This is a genomic window from Roseiflexus sp. RS-1, assembly GCF_000016665.1.
Taxonomy (GTDB): Bacteria; Chloroflexota; Chloroflexia; order Chloroflexales; family Roseiflexaceae; genus Roseiflexus.
In genome coordinates this window covers 5,644,860-5,662,242 of sequence record NC_009523.1, presented here as the reverse complement: position 1 = coordinate 5,662,242, position 17,383 = coordinate 5,644,860, and the positions used below count along the sequence as shown (strand labels likewise).

The window sequence follows — 17,383 nt, the reverse complement described above, 5'->3', positions numbered from 1 at the left end:
GCTTATGTAAGATCAAAATCTAACTGCCGGGGCGACCCTGGCGCATCGTCTGATGGCGGAACGCTCGCTGTCGCAGCGCGCCTGTCCGATGCAGGCGTCGCCTGGTCGTCTGCGGTTCTGCCCGATCCGATCAGCGCCAGCAGTCCGGCTTCGTCGATCATGGGAATGCCAAGTTCCTGCGCTTTTGCGAACTTTGTTCCGCCCGGTTCTGCGCCGATGACCAGATAATCGGTTTTTTTGGAGACGCTGCCGCTGACCTTGCCGCCATGGGCAGTAATCAGGGCGCTGGCTTCTTCGCGTGACATCGATGGCAACGTGCCGGTGATCACGAACGTTTTGCCCGCCAGCGCATTCCCGCGCGACGCGCGCGCCGTTTCCTGCGCTTCGGTGCGCACACCGGCCCGCTTCAACTTAGCGATCAGCGCTTTGCTTTCGGGTCTGGCGAAGTATGCCGCAACACTTGCGGCGATAGCCGGTCCGATGCCCTCCAGGGCATCGATTTCATCGGCAGAAGCGGCTGCCAGCGCATCGAGCGAACCAAAATGGTCGGCGAGGATCTGGGCGACGACTTCGCCGACATAGCGAATGCCAAGCCCGACGATCAGGCGGTGGAGCGGGCGATTCTTCGACCCGGCGATGGCGCTGAGCAGATTGGCGACCCGTTTGGGACCATACCCTTCAACGTTTGCAAAATGATCCGGCGTCAACGTGTACAGGTCGGCGACATCCTGCACCCAGCCGCGTTCGACGAAGAGTTGCACCTGTTTCTCGCCGATCCCCGCGATATCCATCGCGCCGCGTGATACGAAATGTTCGATCCGGCGGGTAATCTGCGCCGGGCAGATGCCAAAGTTCGGGCAGCGATACGCCACCTCGCCCTCGGCGCGTTCGAGCGGCGTGCCGCACGCCGGGCATGTCGCTGGCATCTGCCACGGACGTTCGCTGCCATCACGCCGCGCCACGATCGGTCCGACAATGTACGGGATCACGTCGCCAGCGCGCTTGACGATGACATAATCGCCGATCCGAATGTCGCGTTCGGCGATGTAATCGGCATTGTGCAGACTGGCATTCCGCACTGTCACACCGCCGATGTTGACCGGCTCGATCACCGCATTGGGGGTAATCACGCCGGTGCGCCCGACATTCACCACAATATCGATCAGGCGTGAGACCGCTTCCCGCGCCGGGAACTTGAACGCAATCGCCCAGCGCGGATCGCGCCCGACGACGCCCAACTGCGCCTGTTGCGCAAGACTGTCGATCTTGATCACCACGCCGTCAACCTCGTACTCCAGTTCGTCGCGGCGCGTCATCCACTCGCGGCAGTACGCCAGCGCATCATCCAGGCGCTCGAAGCGGCGCGCATCGCGGTTGACCGGAAAACCGAGCGTGCGGAGGAGGTTGAGCGTTTCCCACTGCGTCTGCACCTGCACTCCCTCGATCTGCCCGATGCCGTAGGCAAAGAAGCGCAACGGACGCCGCGCAGTGATCGCCGGGTCTTTCTGGCGCAACGAACCGGCAGCCGCATTGCGCGGATTGGCGGCGACTTTCTCGCCGGATGCCGCCAGTTGTTCATTCAGGCGTAGAAAGTCGGCGATGCGCATATACACTTCGCCGCGCACTTCGATCAACGGCGGAATGACCGCCTGAACCGGTGCGCCATTCGTTTGCCCTTCGGGGTTGCTGGCAAATGCGCCCAGGCGCAATGGAATGCCGGGAATAGTGCGCAGGTTAGCGGTCACATCCTCGCCGGTCTCACCGTCGCCGCGGGTCGCGCCGCGCACCAGGATGCCGTTGCGATAGATCAGGGTCACCGCCAGCCCATCGATCTTCGGCTCGACGACGAATGCAACCCGCGCATCGTTGCCAAGCAAACGCACCACCCGGTCGTACCAGGCGCGCACCTCAGCCTCGTCGGACGCATTGGCGAGCGACAGCATCGGCACGACGTGCTGCACTTTAGCGAACTGCTCACCCGGCGGCGCGCCAACCCGCTGCGTCGGCGAGTCGGGGGTGACAAGTTCGGGGTGTGCCGCTTCGAGCGCGCGCAGTTCGCGCATCAGCGCATCGTACTCGGCGTCGCTGATGACCGGTTCGTCGAGGACGTAATAGCGGTAGTTGTGGTAGCGGATCTGTTCACGCAGCGCTTCAACGCGGCGTGTGAGGTGGTCGTTGTTCATGGGTAAACGATCCTGTCAACCAGAACATAATCCAGCATGTACTTCGGTAGACGGGGATTTCCATTGCTGTTTCGCCCTTGATGGTATATGTATGATTGAGAACGCTGCAAAAGGTATTTCACCGCAGAGTAACTGTGTTGCTTGTCAAGGGGCGCTCGTATGCACAGCCGGATCCCAGGGCTTTTGCTGACGCAATATTGCGCCGAGAATAGTCAGCAGCTTGCGCATCGCAGCGACGATGGCGACCTTGCGCGGCTTGCCAGCTTGACACAGGCGCTGATAGAAGGCGCGCCTGACCAGACGGCGCCGCGTGGCCGCCAGGGTCGCCATGTACAACACGCTGCGCACATCCCTCCTGCCGCCGGAGATATGCCGGGGTTTGTGCTGTGCGCCGCTCTGATTGGCATACGGCGCAACGCCCACAACGGCCGCCGCTTCCGTGCGCTTGATGGTCCCCAGTTCGGGCAGGCGGAGCAGCAGGTTCAGTGCGGTGATCGCGCCGATGCCGGGCACGCTGTCGCGCAGCTCCCGTTTCCGGCGCACCTCGTCGGTGCGCTCCGCCTCGTTGTCGCGTTCCTGCTCAAGCGCACGGATCTCCTGATCCAGCCAATCAATATGCTGCTGGATGCCCGGGCGGAGGTTCGGCGCGGCAGCCGTCAACCGATTGATCTCAGCCGTCCGCATCTGAATCAACTGCTCCCGCCGGACCAGCAGGTCGCGCAAGGATGCGCGCTGCTCGTCCGTCGCTTGGTGGTGCGGCGGGCGCACCCGTTCGGCAAAGCGGGCGAGCAACCGGGCATCCAGGCGGTCGGTCTTCGCCTGGCGTCCTTCCGCGTGCGCCAGGGCGCGCACGCGGCGTGGCTGCACCCGCGCCGTCGGCACGCCAGCCTGGAGCAGTTGGGCGAACACCATGCGCTCCAGCCCGCCGGTCGCCTCCAGCACAATCAGGGTCGGCTGCAGGCGCTGGAGTCGCGTGACCAGGAGCTGGACACCTTCGTCGGTAGACGGTATCGTCTCGCGTGGCGCGTGCGGGTCGGCGCCAAACGCCACATCCAGCGTCTGTTTGGAGACATCAATGCCGATAAAGAGCGACTCACGGGAAGCCATACACAGAACCTCCTGAGGAAAACGGCGCCAGCCTTGCTAGCATATGCGGGTTTGAGGGCCCAGATAACTGTTCGGCTTGGTCGCGTTGAAGGACACGGCTACCCAACACTCCGCGGCGATCTCGTGAACCTGGCGCAGAACGGTATACCGTGTCCCGTTAGATTATACTAGACGCAGCGTTCGCAGAGGAAGATTCTCGTGCGCATCACGCACTCGCATGCTCCGCCATGCATCCATCATGGTTCGTTTTCAGGGTTCTCTGCGCCCTCGGCGTCGCTGCGGTGCGTTTTTGCAGCGAAGTCATGATTGATTTACAGCAGTTCTTCAGATTCATTGATCGTCGTCCAGGTCTGCCGTGTCACGCGAGACGCTCCGTTTTCGGCAAAGCGTAGACCGAAATTCATTTCGGTCACCGTGTCGGGAGCGCGATTCTGGGAGCGTTCAACCCTGTCCAATTGGTTCAACCTCCATGAGAACTGCTATAATGGCTTTCGCCCTCAAATTCCATAGAACAGAGTTTGCTGTTCGGCAGGCTGATGCTCCATTGCCAGGCGTTTTCCGGCAATCTCACAATACTCTGGACTTATCTCGATTCCGATAAAGTGACGCTGATGGTTCCGCGCCATGACGCACGTCGTTCCGCTCCCACACATTGGATCCAGAACGATGTCCCCCGGTTGGGAAAAGCAGAGAATAATGTCCTCTGCGAGTTTATCGGGAAAGGTTGCCGGATGTTGCAGTTTCAGACGATTGCCCTCCGTGTTGCTGGTTGCGTATCGCCAGACCGTCCCTCTGCATTTCAAAGGATTGACTGCTTTGGGGGTGATGCGCTTGAATCCGCCATTGGTCAGGCGATCCGTCCCTGAGTAGATTTTCCCGGCGTGTTTGCTTGGAACCATAAGGTGATCTTTCTGAAATGTTTTCGGTCGCTCTCCTTTAAAAAAGATCAGCACGTACTCGTGATCGACACGGAACCGCTGATTCCACCACGCGCCGGGGTTGCCATCGCGATGATAGATCACGCACTCAAAGAGTTTCCAGCCGATTTCATCAACCCATGAGACTGCCAGACGGAAGGATGTCAGTGATTTGGCGAATTGCCTGGTTCCGTCGCCGATAATGACCACAACCACGCCGCCGTCTTTTGTCACCCGGTACAGTTGGTCGCCGAGTTCGACAATGTCGAACGACCAGTTCTTCTTGTAGTCTCGAATACCATCATACGGCGGTGAAAACAGGGTGAGATCGATCGACTCGTCGCTGAGTGCGGCAAGTTCCTCCATACAATCGCCCTGGATAATCCGGTTCAATCGCGTGAGTGTCAGGTCGTCAGCCATATCTGTCGCTCCACCGAGAAATCCACAGACGCTGCATTTCTGGGAGGAGTATACCATTTATCCGAAATCAGGTCAAGAACATGTGTGTCACAATCGCTGCACTGGTTCTGTGCCTATCATCATACCACGACGCGCGTTGTCCGGTGCAGGCGTCCCGGCTGCGCATTGCTTGACAAAAGTTTCTGCCAGCAGTATATTTATTTTAGGAATGCCTAAATTACATTAATGTGCTGCATGCGCCAACGACCCAGTGTTATGCAACACCGGTCTTGCTGAGGAACGCGATGAATGGATGGGTTGTGTTGATTCTCCTGTGCGGCATCGTATGGATGGCGCTTCCCAGAATCGGTCTGCTTGCGTTCTACCGCACCTGGCGGGCGACGCGCGAGCGGGAACTGGTTGAGGATGCGCTCAAGTATCTGCTCAACCGCGAGCATCAGGGGCGTCATGCCACGCCGGAGTCGCTCAGTGGGGCGCTGGCGCTGCCACGTGCGCGGAGTATGCGCCTGATCGAAAAGATGGAAGCACAGGGTTTGCTTGAAACGCGCGGCGCAGAACTGCACCTGACGCCAGAAGGCGAGCGTTGGGCGCTGCACGTGGTGCGCGCGCATCGGCTCTGGGAACGCTATCTGGCGGACGAAGCGCGCATGCCGCTGGCGCGGGTGCACGATGAGGCGCAGCGGCGCGAACATACGTTGACCGCGGCGCAACTGGACGAACTGGAAGCGGCGATGGGCTATCCCCGGCGCGATCCGCACGGCGACCCGATCCCGAACCGTGAGGGGTCGTTGTCCGATGTGGCAGGAATTCCGCTTACCGCCTGGCCCCTCGACACGCCGGGACGCATTGTGCATCTGGAGGACGAACCGGCGATTGCCTATGCGCAGATTCTGGCGGTTGGTCTGCGCCTGGGGCAGGTTGTGCGGGTGCTGGAGCGGACACCGGAGCGCCTGGTGTTGAGCGACGGCGAGCATGAGTACCGTCTGGCGCCTGCTGTCGCGGTCAATGTCACGCTGGCGCCGCTGACGGAAGAGGAGGCGGCTCGTAACCACGCGATCCCGCTGAGCGACGTGCCCCTGCACCAATCGGCTGAGATCGTCGCGCTGGATGACGCACTGCAAGGGTTTACCCGGCGCCGGTTGCTCGACCTGGGGTTGACGCCTGGTGCAGTGGTGTACCCTGAATTGCAGAATGTTTTCGCCGATCCGCGCGCCTACCGCGTGCGCGGGACGTTGATCGCACTCCGACGGGATCAGGCCGATCGTATCTGGGTCAGGCCCCATCGTTCGAATTGACCAAATCAGCGGTGAAACTGGAGGTGAGCATTCCATGACGACACGAACGCCGCCTGCCGATCCGTGTGCGACCTGCCCGGCGTATGCGCATCTGGAGCGGATGGGCATTAAGATGGATACATTCGACCGGGTGGTGGCGCTTGCCGGCAATCCCAACACCGGCAAGTCCACCCTCTTCAATACCCTGACCGGGTTGAAACAGCATACCGGCAACTGGCCCGGTAAGACCGTCACGCGCGCCGAGGGGGGGTATCAGTTCAACGGCGTCCGGTACAAACTGGTCGATCTGCCGGGGACCTATTCGCTCCTCTCCACATCGCAGGATGAGGAGGTGGCGCGCGATTTTCTGCTGTTCGGTCAACCAGATTGCACGATTGTGGTCACCGATGCGACGGCGCTCGAACGCAATCTGAATCTGGTGTTGCAGGTGCTGGAAATCACCGATAAGGCGGTAGTAGCGGTGAACCTGATGGACGAGGCGCGCCGGAAGGGAATTGAGGTGGACACACGTGTGCTCAGTCGTGATCTGGGTGTGCCAGCCGTGCCAATCTCCGCCCGCAACGGTGAGGGTATTATGACGCTTCTCTCAACTGTTGCCGATGTTATCGAAGGGCGCATCGCCACCAGTCCGCGTCGGGTTGAGGGAACGCCTGCGTTTCAAAAGGCGATCCGCGAACTGACGCCGCTGATCGAGCAACTGGCGCCCGGTATTCCAAATGCGCGCTGGCTCGCCATTCGCCTGCTTGAAGGCGACGTGCGGGTGCAGCACGCGATCCGCAGCGGTGAACTGGCGGATATTGTCAGGCGGCAGCGATCGCCGGAAGAACGATTGAGCAGCACGATGGCTGTTGTCGGGAGGCAATGATGGCGACACCGGAGGATGTCCTTGCCAGAGCCGAGGCGCTGCGCAACAGCCTGCCATCCGGGTTCCGCGACGAGGTGGTGCAATCGCTCTACGCGGAAGCGGAGCGCATTGCGCATCGCGCCGTCAAAGCCGCTGCTGATCGGAAGTACGATCTCGATCAGCGGATTGATCGCCTGGTGACTGCGCCGGTCAGCGGCTTGCTGATCATGCTGTTGTTGCTCACCGTCGTTATCTGGATGACCGTTGCGGGCGCAAATGTTTTTTCAGAGATGCTAGCTGCCGTCCTGTTCGGGTTTGGCGATTGGGCGCGCGCGCTGTTCGTCAGCTGGGGAGTTCCGTGGTGGATCACCGGCTTTATCTGGGACGGCGTCTATCTCTGTCTGGCGTGGGTTGTATCGGTGATGTTCCCGCCGATGGCGATCTTCTTTCCGGCGTTCACGCTGCTGGAAGACCTTGGATACCTGCCGCGCGTGGCGTTCAACCTCGACTGGCTGTTCAAAAAAGCAGGCGCCCATGGCAAGCAGTCGCTCACGATGATGATGGGGTTCGGGTGTAACGCAGCTGGCGTGGTGGCGACACGGGTGATCGACTCGCCGCGTGAGCGGTTGATCGCCATCCTGACGAATAATTTCGTTCCGTGCAACGGGCGCTTCCCGACGCTGATCATGCTGGCGACTGTCTTTGTGGCGGCTGGTTTTAGCGGTGTGACCGCCTCGTTCATCGCTGCTGGCGCGGTAGTGGGGGTCGTGTTGATCGGCGTGGCATTCACATTCTTCATGTCGTGGCTGCTGTCGCGAACAGTGCTCAAAGGGGAAGCTTCCGCCTTTACGCTCGAACTCCCGCCCTATCGCCGCCCGAACGTCCTGCGCATTCTGTACACATCGCTGATCGACCGGACGATCTTTGTACTCTGGCGCGCGATGCTGACGGCAGCGCCAGCGGGTGCGGTCATCTGGCTGCTGGCGAACATTCCGTTCGGTGACGCGAACCTGGCAATCGCCATTGCCGGGTGGCTCGATGGGTTTGGGCGGATCTTCGGTCTCGACGGCGTGATCCTGCTCGCCTACATTATCGCCATTCCCGCCAACGAGATCGTCGTGCCGACCATGATGATGATGTACACCGGCGCCAGCACAATGGTCGAAGGTCCGGGCAGTAGCGAAGCAATTCGTGCGTTACTCGTGGAGCAGCACGGATGGTCGCTGCTGACGGCGGTGAACCTGATGCTCTTCTCGTTGCTCCACAATCCGTGCGGCACGACGATCCTCACAATCTATAAGGAAACCCGTTCGTATAAGTGGGCGGCGATGAGTGTGGTGATTACGCTGGGGATGGCATTTCTGGTAACGTTCATCACAGCCAGTCTGGCGCGCCTGATAGCACATCTGGTATAACCATATGCGCCGTACGATGGTGCTTGTTCCCGATCTGCGCTGTTTGCCATGGAGCGAGGGGTGACATCCTCACGGGGCGGTCGAGGACGTGATGCTCGCGCCCCCGTGAAGGGGCGCAGGGCTGCGTGCGGGCGGGACGCCCGCGCACCCAGGGGCTGTGCGGGCGAGACGCTTGCGCATTCGTGATGGGGCGGTGCTGCGTGCGGGGGAGATGCCTGCGTCCCCGTGAAGGGGCGCAGGGCTGCGTGCGGGCGGGACGCCCGCGCACCCAGGGCTGCGTGCGGGGGAGATGCCTGCGTCCCCGTGAAGGGGCGCAGGGCTGCGTGCGGGCGGGACGCCCGCGCACCCAGGGGCTGTGCTTGAGCAAGTCGTGCGTACATCTGCGACTGTGCGAGACGCCTGTGCACCCAGGGCCGCGTGCGGGGGAGATGCCTGCGTCCCCGTGAAGGGGCGCAGGGCTGCGTGCGGGCGGGACGCCCGCGCACCCAGGGCTGCGTGCGGGGGAGATGCCTGCGTCCCCGTGAAGGGGCGCAGGGCTGCGTGCGGGCGAGACGCCCGCGCACCCAGGGCTGCGTGCGGGGGAGATGCCTGCGTCCCCGTGAAGGGGCGCAGGGCTGCGTGCGGGCGGGACGCCCGCGCACCCAGGCGTGCTGGTGGGGGAGATGCCTGCGTCCCCGTGAAGGGGCGCAGGGCTGCGTGCGGGCGGGACGCCCGCGCACCCAGGCGTGCTGGTGGGGGAGATGCCTGCGCCCCCCAGCTTACAAGGGTGGGTTTTTTGGCAAGCCCCTGCGCGCCATCTCCCATTTCAGCCGTCAGGACGCCCAACCTCCCCCTTCTCCCCGTGTGGGTTGAAAGGGGGGGGATTTAGGGCGATTTCAGGCATTGGGACGGGTCATAGATATGCATGGTTACGCTGTCACCTATTTTGGGCAAGGGCTCCGGGCGCAACCACAAGCGGACCCAACAACGCCCTTGCGCCAGCAACCAGCGCAGGCGCCGACCTGCCCCCCGCCGGAGCAGGCTGATCACCCGCTGCGCCGTGCCGCTCCAGCGACGGCGCGGCGGCGCGCCGGTCGTCGGCGGCGCCCGCTTCAGGCGACCGGGCGGAACCCCCTGCTGTTCTGCATCTTCGATCCGCGTGCCGACGGCCACCGTCCACAGCGTGACCGTCGCCACTACCAGATACTGCCAGGCGACTGCATCCGGGTCCGTCAACTGACCGCGTTGCCAGTCCCAGCCCATCGACGTACTTTGGCGGAAGCCCGCCTCGTCCCAACTGCGCAGGGCATACCACGCGGCATCCACCCGCGCGGCTGAACGCTCGACGAGCGGCGCCCACGGTTCCGCATGGTCGGCGCCCCACGCCACCGCCAGCGTGCCCGCAATCCGCTTGGGTGCGTGCTTGAAGGCGACCCCCACGCCCACCCATCCATGCCCCGGTCCGGGCGCCAGGCGCAGCACCGACTGGCGCGCCTGACCGGTCGGCGCGAAGGTCGACGTGGGACGCACCCGCATGATGGGATGGACCTGCTGCGACCGGATGGCGTGCCACAGCCGGGGGCTCCACAACCCCTGATCCGCCAGCGTGAGGACCTCCTGGTCGCGCGGCAGCGCGCTGCGGGCCCAGCGCAGCATCCGCTCCCAGTGCGGTTCCCACGCACCCGGTTGGTTCGCCGGGACGATCACCCAGGCGACCGGCAGGGCGGTGCCCCGATAGAGGACGCTCATGCGCAGCAGAACGACGTCAGCGCGCCGATGGGAGGCATCCAGCCCAGGCGCCAGCGGTCCGCCGGTCCAGTGCGCGCGAATCCAGCGGAGCAGGTCGGCGCCGCACGCCAGCGGACTGACCACCGGTGGCGCACCCGCTGCGGGTGGGTCGGCGGTGTCAATGCGATGGGCCGGGGCGGCGATCCAGGCATCCCAGGCGTCCGCCAGGGTGGCGGCGCGGGCGATCCCGGCAGTGGCGAGCGCCGGCGCCAGCGCGGGACGATTGGCGCTCCCCGCCAAGAGGGCGCCCAAGACCCAGCGGGCCAGGGCGCGGCGCCGGTGACGCGACAAGCGCGGGAAGAGGGTCTGGATCTGCTGCTGCAGCAACCGTTCCGTGGGCGTGCGGGCCATTCGTTCTATGCGAGGGGGATCAACGATGCCAAAAGAACCGTTCCGTGGGCGTGCGGGCCATTCCATCCTCCGTGTCTCGCGATCCTTCCATGATCATGATACCGACGGATCGGCCCGTGCGTTCGGTGGAACGGAAACGGTTGACAATCTGCCTGCGAATCCCCCCCCTTTCAACCCCTTGTGGGAGAAGGGGGTCGGGGGGATGAGGGGCAAAGGCGTACGGGAATGCAGAACGTTGCTCATCTCTCCCAAAAACTCTACCCTTGCGAGCAGGGGGGTGAGGGGCAAAAGCGCACCGGAATGCAGAAAATCACGCATCTCTTTCAAGAAATCGACCCTTGAGAGTGCGTACCCAGGGGCTGTGCGGGCGGGACGCCCGCGCCCCCAGACAAGCGTGCGGGCGGGACGCCTGCGCCCCCAGGCTACATCCTGTTCGATTGTGATTTGATATCTGGTATCAATCTTTGTAGGGGTCGAACACATCTTCACCCGCCATCGCCACCCCCATCGGCTTGAGCGTATGGACGATCTTGATAGTGTTGGCGTGGTGCGCCAGCACCTCCTGCAGCGGTCGGTAGACGTGCGGGCTTTCGTCTGTACCGCCGCCGCGCAGTTCGACCCCTGCGCGCCGTACTGCTTCGAGCATCATTTCACGGGAGATTTTACCCGGTTTGACGACCTCCTGCACCCGCCGTCCGTTGCGCCGGACCCAGCGCCGCTTGCCAGCCGCCTGGATGCGACTCATCACGCGCCCTGCGCCATGGATGGTGCTGTGCAGCGCCAGGCGTGATTCGTCGCTCTCGACCCCCTCGACGACCACGCTAATGTCGCCCATCGAACCGCCGACGAACCCGCGCTGACCGGGCCAGGCAGGTGTGGCGCCCTTGCGCACAACGATCAACTCCTCGCCGTTCACCTTTTCTTTCCAGGCGTAGTTGTGGTGATTGTGAACCTCTTCCGTTACCTGTGCGCCGAGAATGTCGAGCACCTGCTGCACCACAAAATCGCGTCCCGCATAGGCATAACGCCCGGCGAGGGTCATCGCCTGCCAGTATGCCTGTCCCAGGTCGCTGCGTAGCGAGATGACCGTTGCTGGTTGCTGCATCGACTCACCCGGCGCGGGCGCGTCGAACGGTTTCCCGTGCGCCAGGTTGAGGAAGCCGCTGGCGATGCGATGACCGAGACCGCGGCTGCCAAAATGGGCGGCGACCCACACCCACCCCTCTTCGTCCTCAAGAATATCGACCCAATGGTTGCCTGAACCAACCGTACCGAGTTGCTCACGCGCCAGCTGGCGCAGTTTGCCGACCTGCGGCAGATCGCGCCATGTGGGATCGTCGAAGAGTGGATGATCGGCAGCCTTACCGCTCGTTCCGCCAAGACCGAAAACCACCTCGCGCGCAACCTGATCCATGATGCGTTTGATATCCTTGCGAATGTCGTCGGCGCGCAGGTTGGTGCGCACACCTTTGATGCCGCATGAAATGTCGTACCCCACGCCGCTGGGACTGACGGCATCGCGGTATGCGACGACGCCGCCGATCGGCATGCTGTATCCGAGGTGCCCATCAGCCATCAGTGCAGCCTTGACCGCTTCCCGGTCGCTGGCGCACCGTTTGATCTGCTCGATGGTTCCCTCATCGTGTTCACCCCAGACAGGAATGCCATCAATCATGCGAAACATAGGCGTACCTTCTTTCTCTTTCAGAAGCATCAAAGACAATGATTTTCGCGCGCTGCGCCCGGTTCTTCTGTAGCTACTCGTCTGAACGATACACCACGATCCCGTCACGCTGAATGGCAGCGCGCAATTGCTCATCGATCACATCTTCTTCCCGCACAATATCCAGTTCATAGATGATCGGTGCGCACTCGAGCGCCTCGCACAGATCGTGCCACTCAGCCGCACTGATGTCCGGCGCAGAAATTGCCAGGTCGATATCAGATGCGCGGCGGGTGTGGCCGGTAGCGCGCGACCCGAAGATGCGCGCCTGCCTGACCGCCGGAAACCGACGCAAAATGGTGCGCAGAGTGGTCAGGTCGTCGAGGCGCAGCATGACCGTTGCCATTGATCACTCCCATGCAAGGCTCTGTATTGTTGTTGCCATCGCGCTCAGCCTGACCGCATACTCCTCAACGATAGCATTATAGGTGCGGCGCGCTAACGCCTCGTTATACGTTTGACTCGTCAGATTGCGGTCTTCGAGCATCCGCAACCAGACATCAGCCTCTTCCGGTGTTGCAATCAGTCCCTCAACAAATGCCGTTTTGATGGTGCTGCGTGGACTGTTGCATTCGTGCCCCTGATGCTCAAGGAAGAGTCGCAGCGCTTTCCAGGCGACTTCAAAGGTAAACTCGAAGCGCTTGATCGTTGCATCACGCGCTATGTCGGTTTCGGGTTGAGCCACTGCCTCAGCGAGACGGGCAGCAGCCTCTCGAACCTGCCTCTGACGCTCAATGAAACGTTCTCTGCTCATAGCAGCCGGATGGCGACATCTCTCGACTTCTGACATCCTAAATTATATCCTGCTATCGTTGCGTGTATGTGGCGCTTTTGTGGTTATATCCACTTGTACATTTTTGAACAAACTTGACATAGTTTATTGTTATTTTCTATAATTGAAATGACTGCACTCCGCCCTGCCTCCGACCTGTCGCATCGATACGTCAACTGCGCGCCGATCACGCGCCGATCAAAGGAGGTTCCCCATGAACGCGAAACGAAGCCTGGACGGGATGGACATCGAGACGAAGGCGACACGCTCGGATCGCACAAGCGTCGAAATGAGCGGTGCGCTCGCCGGGTTGGTCGGCGGAGTGATGATGGCGATTGTTGGTGCGATTCTTGCGCTTGCGATCGGCGATGATCTCTGGAAGGCGCCAAAATTGATCGCCACGTTCGTCGTCAGCCCGGATTCGGTGGCTGCGCCCGGCTTTCTTGCCGGTCCGGTGATTATCGGGAGCATGATCCACCTGGCGCTTTCGGTGCTCTTTGGGGTTGGGTTTGGCATCCTGACGACACGCATCTGGAAGATGCCGCTTGCGTATGGCGCTCCGATGGTGTTCGGGTTTGTGTATGGGCTGGCGATCTGGCTGATTGCGTACTTTATCGTGCTCCCACTCCTCAACCCGTTGATCCTGGAAATCTATGCGCCGTCGTTCCTGATCCAGAACCTGACCTATGGCATATCGGTTGGTCTGGCGTATGGCTTGCTGCATGCATCGTCGCGCAGTGAGATCACGGCGGGGCGACGCCTGCAGCGCGGGGAGGTGAAGACGGCTCGTTAAGTATGGTCTTTGAGTAATTATTCCGCCGTAGCCCGCGCAGGCGGGCTTCGCCTCGCATAGCCGAGGGCTTCAGCCCGACGGCACGCGGCGCATACCGGATTATAGCGGTTCTCATAGAGGTTGAACCTCCTCGGACAAGCGCAGTCATGCGCGCGTTCCCAATGCGGCGACCGCCTTGCGTGGCGGTCGGAGAGAAGACATGCGCCCCATCGTCGGGCGTGATTCGCTCGTGCGGGCTAAAGCCCTCCCTGAGCGCGTGGAAGCCCCTGCGGGGCTGGCGTGTCCTTCACCTTTCCCCGTGCCGGGGGCGTCGGGTTGATCCAGCCCGCAGGGCTTGCCCGACCTCAGCCAGGGCTTCAGCCAGCTGAGGCGCACGACGATGGAACGCTCTATAGCGAAATGCAAAATGATTGAGCCACGTGCGTGCCGGGTGCGCGGGCGTCTCGCCCGCATGACCGTATGAAGCGCGCAATTCCGAAGGTCAACTGTTTTGCACTTCGCTGTAGAAATCCAGGCACGGGTCAACGTATCTGAGAACTGCTATAATTCTCAGTATGTCCGACCTGAATTGAATTGCCACAGGTTTAAGGGCGCTCGCACGCCATCATCCGGGTTCCTGCACTGGACGTCGTGCTTAGCACGGCGCCCTGGTGTCGGACGCACCGATACCTGGTCTGCGTCTCATTTCCTGTTCCTCTGGTCCTCTCTCCTCCGGTTTGCAGTTCTCGTGATAATCCTCACGTGAAGCGCGCCACAAACCCGTCGAACGGCGGGGATGGCCTGGTACATTGGTGAGGCGTGATCTCGACTTATGGACATGCACAGGTTTTGCCCAACCTGCTATACTTTTTTCCAACCTCTTGGACTGCTTCTCCGTTTTCACAGCACAAACAGGAACACCGGTCTGGCGGATACGTTCGTTTAAGGAGGAACGCAATGAGCACGCAGTTGCGGATTGACCGTTCGGCGACAGCGCAGGTTGTACGGGTCTCAGCAGCGCCGCTTCTGACAAAGATCGAAGTGAGTGGCGCGATTGCCGGTCTGGTTGGGGGCGTCACGATGGCAGTCGTAGGTGCAATCCTGGCGATTGCCATGGGTGCAGATCTGTGGAAGGCGCCGAAACTGATCGCAACCTTCGTGCTTGGCTTGGGCGCAACTGCCGGTACAGGCTTCGTTGTCCTGCCGGTGATTATCGGCAGTCTGATCCACCTGGCGCTTTCGGCGCTGTTCGGCGTGCTGTATGGGGTGCTCTCCTGCCGGATCTGGAAGATGCCGCTCGACTACGGTGCGCCGGTGGTGTTCGGATTTGTGTATGGGCTGGCAATCTGGCTGGTTGCGTACTTTGTCGTTCTGCCGGTTGTCAATCCGCTGCTGCTGGAAATCTACGCGCCGTCGTTCCTCATTCAGAATATGGTCTACGGTATGATCCTTGGCATGACCTACGCGGCATTCCGCTCTGCGCCGTATATTCACTTCGAGACGCGCTCCCCTGCGAAAGCGTAACATTGCTGAATAGAAAGGGATAGGCGGCTGGAACGATTGTTCCAGTCGCTTTTTGTTGTTGTTTACCACGGGAAACGACGGTGCAACGGCGTTTTCGAGGGTGCATATTCTGTAATCCGATGTCGTCGCGCCCATACCAGCGCTGCCCGGCGCGACGGCTGGCGCAGTTTGCGCAGGATGCTATGCACGTGCGCTTCAACCGTCTTGACCGCCAGCCCCAGTTCGACGGCAATCTCCCGATTGGTTGCGCCTTCCACCATAAGACGCAGGACGGCGCTTTCCCGTTCGCTCAACAGCGCCAGGGGCGCTGCTATATTGCGCTGCCAGGCGTCGATGCGCGTGCGCTGTTCCGCACTGAAGACGCGTGCGCCATCTGCTGCGCCCCGAATCGCCTCGACCAGCGCCGTCGTATCGTCGCTCTTGGTGACGAACGCCGCCGCGCCTGCCTCCCACGCTCGCACCAGGTAGACATCCCAATCGAACGCTGTCAGCAACACCGCCGCGCACGGCGATTGCGCAACGATGCGGCGTCCAAGGTCGATCCCGCACTCGTCGCCTAACCGGACGTCGATCACGGCGACATGTGGACGCTCAACCGCCAGGCGCTCCAGCGCTTCCGCCGCAGTCCCGGCTTCCGCTACTACCTGCATCCCCTCGTGCACTTCGATCTCTGCGCGCAAACCGCTCCGCACCAGCGGGTGATCGTCCACAATCAAAATACGCACCATCCGCCGAACCCCCTTCGCGTCTGCTGCGCCCGGCGCCTATTCCGCCTTTTCTTCCTCCTCCAGCGGCGCCGGACACGGCAGGCGCACCTGCACGCGCGTTCCCTGCCCCGGTTGGCTGACGATGCTCCACGCGCCGTCGAGCAGAGCCACCCGTTCGGCAATGCCGCGCAAGCCGTACCCGCCATCCAGCGCAGTGACTGCCTGCGGGTCGAACCCGACGCCGTCATCGGCGATCTCCAGAACGAGCGTTTCACCCACAACCCTGAGCCGCAGTGCAACCGACCGCGCCCGTGCGTGACGATACACATTGCTCAGCGCTTCGCGTGTGATCGCCAGCATCTGAAGCCCCGTTTCTTCCGGCAGATCCACCTCGTCGAGATCGAGGTCGACCGGAATGCCGGTCAGACGGGTGAAGGCGTCCGCCCCTTGCCGCAGTCGCTCGCTGAATGTGCGCGTATCGAGCGGATCGCGCAGGTCGCGCAGGTAGCGGCGCAACCCTTCCCAGGCCTGCACCGCCTGCGCATAGACGCGCTGCACCTCCTGGCGTCCCCCTTCATCGGCGCTGTGGCGAAGCGCCCCCTTGAGCAGCAGCACGATACTATACACCTGCTGCACCGCGTCGTCGTGGAGATCGCGCGCGATGCGCAGGCGCTCCTCGGCAGCGGCGCGCTGCACGGCGAGCCGTCGTTGCGCTTCGACCAGATGCAGGGCGTAGGCGCTCAGGGTCAGCAACCCGCCGAACATCATCCCATCGAGCGCCAGCGCTGTGATCACGTGCGCAGGCAGGCGCTGTTGCCACGCGATCCCGCCGTGCCAGGCGACGAGGAGCGCCAGGCTCCACCACAAGCCGCGTCGCCCAAAGAGATAGGGCGGCATCGTGAGCGCCGCAAAGGTGTAGCGATACAGCGGGCTATGCCAGCCGCCGGTCGCCAGGTTGAGCGTGATCAGGGCGATGGCGTCGCCGCCGACGAACCAGCGGCGATGCATGATTGTCGTTGCTTCCTGCGTCGGACGCAGCGCCAGGATCGTCCAGCCCAATGTGTAGATCGCAACCAGGATCAGGTGCGGGATCGCCTGCGGCAGACGTTCCGCTTCAATCAGAAAACTCTGCACCAGCGCCAGGCTCAACGCCGCCCAGCGAAACAGCAGCAGCCACATCAGCCCAATTTCCCGCTGCGCCAGGGAGCGATGCAACGCCTGCCATACGCCCATGGGAACCCTCATCCGCCCGTATCCGACCATACTGTACCATACGCGACAGGCGGATGTCTTCAGGGTTATGGTCTTTGAGTAAATAATCCGCTACAGCCCGTGCAGGCGGGCTTCGCCCTGGCTAGCCGAGGCGAAGCCCCACGGCTAGCGCGGTAGAGCGGAATAAATTCTCAATCTCCATAAACCCTGAATTCAGTTCATTCTCTGCCCGCTGTCGGCGCAGAAGACCGGGCTGGCAGCGCTATCGACCGGTTCGTGCGCGCTGCGCGCTGTAAAGACTCTCCGCAATTCAGGGTTGTTCCCTAATAGACACTGCTCTGTTGTCGTTGTAGACTCCACGTATCAGTGACGCC

At 62.0% G+C, this 17,383-nt stretch carries 15 protein-coding genes; 5 read left to right on the top strand and 10 right to left on the bottom strand.

What is annotated here, in order from left to right; genetic code table 11:
• Positions 1-2: 2 nt before the first annotated feature.
• From ligA to ROSERS_RS23190, 4 genes are all read right to left on the bottom strand, one after another.
• Positions 3-2,183, bottom strand: a complete 2,181-nt coding sequence (ligA, locus tag ROSERS_RS23200) for an NAD-dependent DNA ligase LigA (RefSeq protein WP_011959183.1) — start codon at positions 2,181-2,183, stop codon at positions 3-5.
• A 144-nt stretch (positions 2,184-2,327) separates the two neighbouring features.
• Positions 2,328-3,290 (bottom strand): IS110 family transposase, encoded by a 963-nt coding sequence (locus ROSERS_RS23195; RefSeq protein ID WP_011959182.1) that lies wholly within the window; start codon positions 3,288-3,290, stop codon positions 2,328-2,330.
• A gap of 311 nt (positions 3,291-3,601) precedes the next feature.
• Complete coding sequence (locus tag ROSERS_RS26345) at positions 3,602-3,745, bottom strand: hypothetical protein (protein WP_157041205.1); 144 nt, start codon at positions 3,743-3,745, stop codon at positions 3,602-3,604.
• 42 nt (positions 3,746-3,787) lie between these two features.
• Positions 3,788-4,627, bottom strand: coding sequence for a DNA-methyltransferase (locus tag ROSERS_RS23190; protein ID WP_011959181.1), 840 nt, complete (start codon positions 4,625-4,627; stop codon positions 3,788-3,790).
• 284 nt (positions 4,628-4,911) lie between these two features.
• Here ROSERS_RS23190 and ROSERS_RS23185 point away from each other — a divergent pair, with 284 nt between their 5' ends.
• Genes ROSERS_RS23185 through ROSERS_RS26550 form a run of 3 tightly spaced genes read left to right on the top strand, consistent with a single transcriptional unit; the run spans position 4,912 to position 8,181 of the window.
• The gene (locus ROSERS_RS23185) at positions 4,912-5,922 is read left to right on the top strand and encodes a metal-dependent transcriptional regulator (protein ID WP_011959180.1); all 1,011 of its coding nucleotides are present in this window, start codon (positions 4,912-4,914) and stop codon (positions 5,920-5,922) included.
• 34 nt (positions 5,923-5,956) lie between these two features.
• Positions 5,957-6,787, top strand: a complete 831-nt coding sequence (locus ROSERS_RS26555; protein ID WP_011959179.1) for a FeoB small GTPase domain-containing protein — start codon at positions 5,957-5,959, stop codon at positions 6,785-6,787.
• Entirely contained in the window at positions 6,784-8,181 is a 1,398-nt protein-coding gene (locus tag ROSERS_RS26550; protein WP_232282722.1) for a nucleoside recognition domain-containing protein, read from the top strand. Before ROSERS_RS26555 ends, ROSERS_RS26550 begins: the two co-directional genes overlap by 4 nt.
• 864 nt (positions 8,182-9,045) lie before the next feature.
• Here the strand turns inward: ROSERS_RS26550 and ROSERS_RS23170 are convergent.
• The 4 genes from ROSERS_RS23170 to ROSERS_RS23155 all read right to left on the bottom strand — a co-directional run bounded on the left by ROSERS_RS23170 (position 9,046) and on the right by ROSERS_RS23155 (position 12,776).
• The gene (locus ROSERS_RS23170) at positions 9,046-10,299 is read right to left on the bottom strand and encodes a hypothetical protein (RefSeq protein ID WP_011959177.1); all 1,254 of its coding nucleotides are present in this window, start codon (positions 10,297-10,299) and stop codon (positions 9,046-9,048) included.
• Positions 10,300-10,756: 457 nt separating this feature from the next.
• A complete protein-coding gene (locus tag ROSERS_RS23165) occupies positions 10,757-11,983 on the bottom strand; it encodes an RtcB family protein (protein WP_011959176.1) in 1,227 nt (408 codons plus the stop codon).
• A gap of 73 nt (positions 11,984-12,056) precedes the next feature.
• The gene (locus ROSERS_RS23160) at positions 12,057-12,368 is read right to left on the bottom strand and encodes a nucleotidyltransferase domain-containing protein (RefSeq protein WP_011959175.1); all 312 of its coding nucleotides are present in this window, start codon (positions 12,366-12,368) and stop codon (positions 12,057-12,059) included.
• 3 nt (positions 12,369-12,371) lie between these two features.
• A complete protein-coding gene (locus ROSERS_RS23155) occupies positions 12,372-12,776 on the bottom strand; it encodes a nucleotidyltransferase substrate binding protein (RefSeq protein WP_041334409.1) in 405 nt (134 codons plus the stop codon).
• A 232-nt stretch (positions 12,777-13,008) separates the two neighbouring features.
• On the opposite strand from ROSERS_RS23155, the gene ROSERS_RS23150 reads away from it, so the two are divergent.
• Together ROSERS_RS23150 and ROSERS_RS23145 are read left to right on the top strand one after the other, a co-directional pair.
• Positions 13,009-13,587 carry a hypothetical protein gene (locus ROSERS_RS23150; RefSeq protein WP_011959173.1) on the top strand — a complete coding sequence of 193 codons (579 nt, stop codon included), beginning with the start codon at positions 13,009-13,011 and terminating at the stop codon, positions 13,585-13,587.
• 936 nt (positions 13,588-14,523) lie between these two features.
• The gene (locus ROSERS_RS23145) at positions 14,524-15,090 is read left to right on the top strand and encodes a hypothetical protein (RefSeq protein ID WP_011959172.1); all 567 of its coding nucleotides are present in this window, start codon (positions 14,524-14,526) and stop codon (positions 15,088-15,090) included.
• A gap of 62 nt (positions 15,091-15,152) precedes the next feature.
• Here ROSERS_RS23145 and ROSERS_RS23140 read toward each other — a convergent pair whose 3' ends face one another.
• Positions 15,153-15,818, bottom strand: coding sequence for a response regulator transcription factor (locus ROSERS_RS23140; protein WP_011959171.1), 666 nt, complete (start codon positions 15,816-15,818; stop codon positions 15,153-15,155).
• Between the two features lie 36 nt (positions 15,819-15,854).
• A complete protein-coding gene (locus ROSERS_RS24515; protein WP_011959170.1) occupies positions 15,855-17,030 on the bottom strand; it encodes a sensor histidine kinase in 1,176 nt (391 codons plus the stop codon).
• Between the last annotated feature and the right edge of the window lie 353 nt (positions 17,031-17,383).

What these genes read in the sequence shown, in the direction of transcription:
- ROSERS_RS23170 (WP_011959177.1), bottom strand. Translation starts at nt 10,299, where the DNA reads ATGGCCCGCACGCCCACGGAACGGTTGCTGCAGCAGCAGATCCAGACC.
- ROSERS_RS23160 (WP_011959175.1), bottom strand. Translation starts at nt 12,368, where the DNA reads ATGGCAACGGTCATGCTGCGCCTCGACGACCTGACCACTCTGCGCACC.
- ROSERS_RS24515 (WP_011959170.1), bottom strand. Translation starts at nt 17,030, where the DNA reads ATGGGCGTATGGCAGGCGTTGCATCGCTCCCTGGCGCAGCGGGAAATT.
- ligA (WP_011959183.1), bottom strand. Translation starts at nt 2,183, where the DNA reads ATGAACAACGACCACCTCACACGCCGCGTTGAAGCGCTGCGTGAACAG.
- ROSERS_RS23150 (WP_011959173.1), top strand. Translation starts at nt 13,009, where the DNA reads ATGAACGCGAAACGAAGCCTGGACGGGATGGACATCGAGACGAAGGCG.
- ROSERS_RS23195 (WP_011959182.1), bottom strand. Translation starts at nt 3,290, where the DNA reads ATGGCTTCCCGTGAGTCGCTCTTTATCGGCATTGATGTCTCCAAACAG.
- ROSERS_RS26555 (WP_011959179.1), top strand. Translation starts at nt 5,957, where the DNA reads ATGACGACACGAACGCCGCCTGCCGATCCGTGTGCGACCTGCCCGGCG.
- ROSERS_RS23185 (WP_011959180.1), top strand. Translation starts at nt 4,912, where the DNA reads ATGAATGGATGGGTTGTGTTGATTCTCCTGTGCGGCATCGTATGGATG.
- ROSERS_RS26550 (WP_232282722.1), top strand. Translation starts at nt 6,784, where the DNA reads ATGATGGCGACACCGGAGGATGTCCTTGCCAGAGCCGAGGCGCTGCGC.
- ROSERS_RS23190 (WP_011959181.1), bottom strand. Translation starts at nt 4,627, where the DNA reads ATGGCTGACGACCTGACACTCACGCGATTGAACCGGATTATCCAGGGC.
- ROSERS_RS23165 (WP_011959176.1), bottom strand. Translation starts at nt 11,983, where the DNA reads ATGTTTCGCATGATTGATGGCATTCCTGTCTGGGGTGAACACGATGAG.
- ROSERS_RS23140 (WP_011959171.1), bottom strand. Translation starts at nt 15,818, where the DNA reads ATGGTGCGTATTTTGATTGTGGACGATCACCCGCTGGTGCGGAGCGGT.
- ROSERS_RS23145 (WP_011959172.1), top strand. Translation starts at nt 14,524, where the DNA reads ATGAGCACGCAGTTGCGGATTGACCGTTCGGCGACAGCGCAGGTTGTA.
- ROSERS_RS23155 (WP_041334409.1), bottom strand. Translation starts at nt 12,776, where the DNA reads ATGAGCAGAGAACGTTTCATTGAGCGTCAGAGGCAGGTTCGAGAGGCT.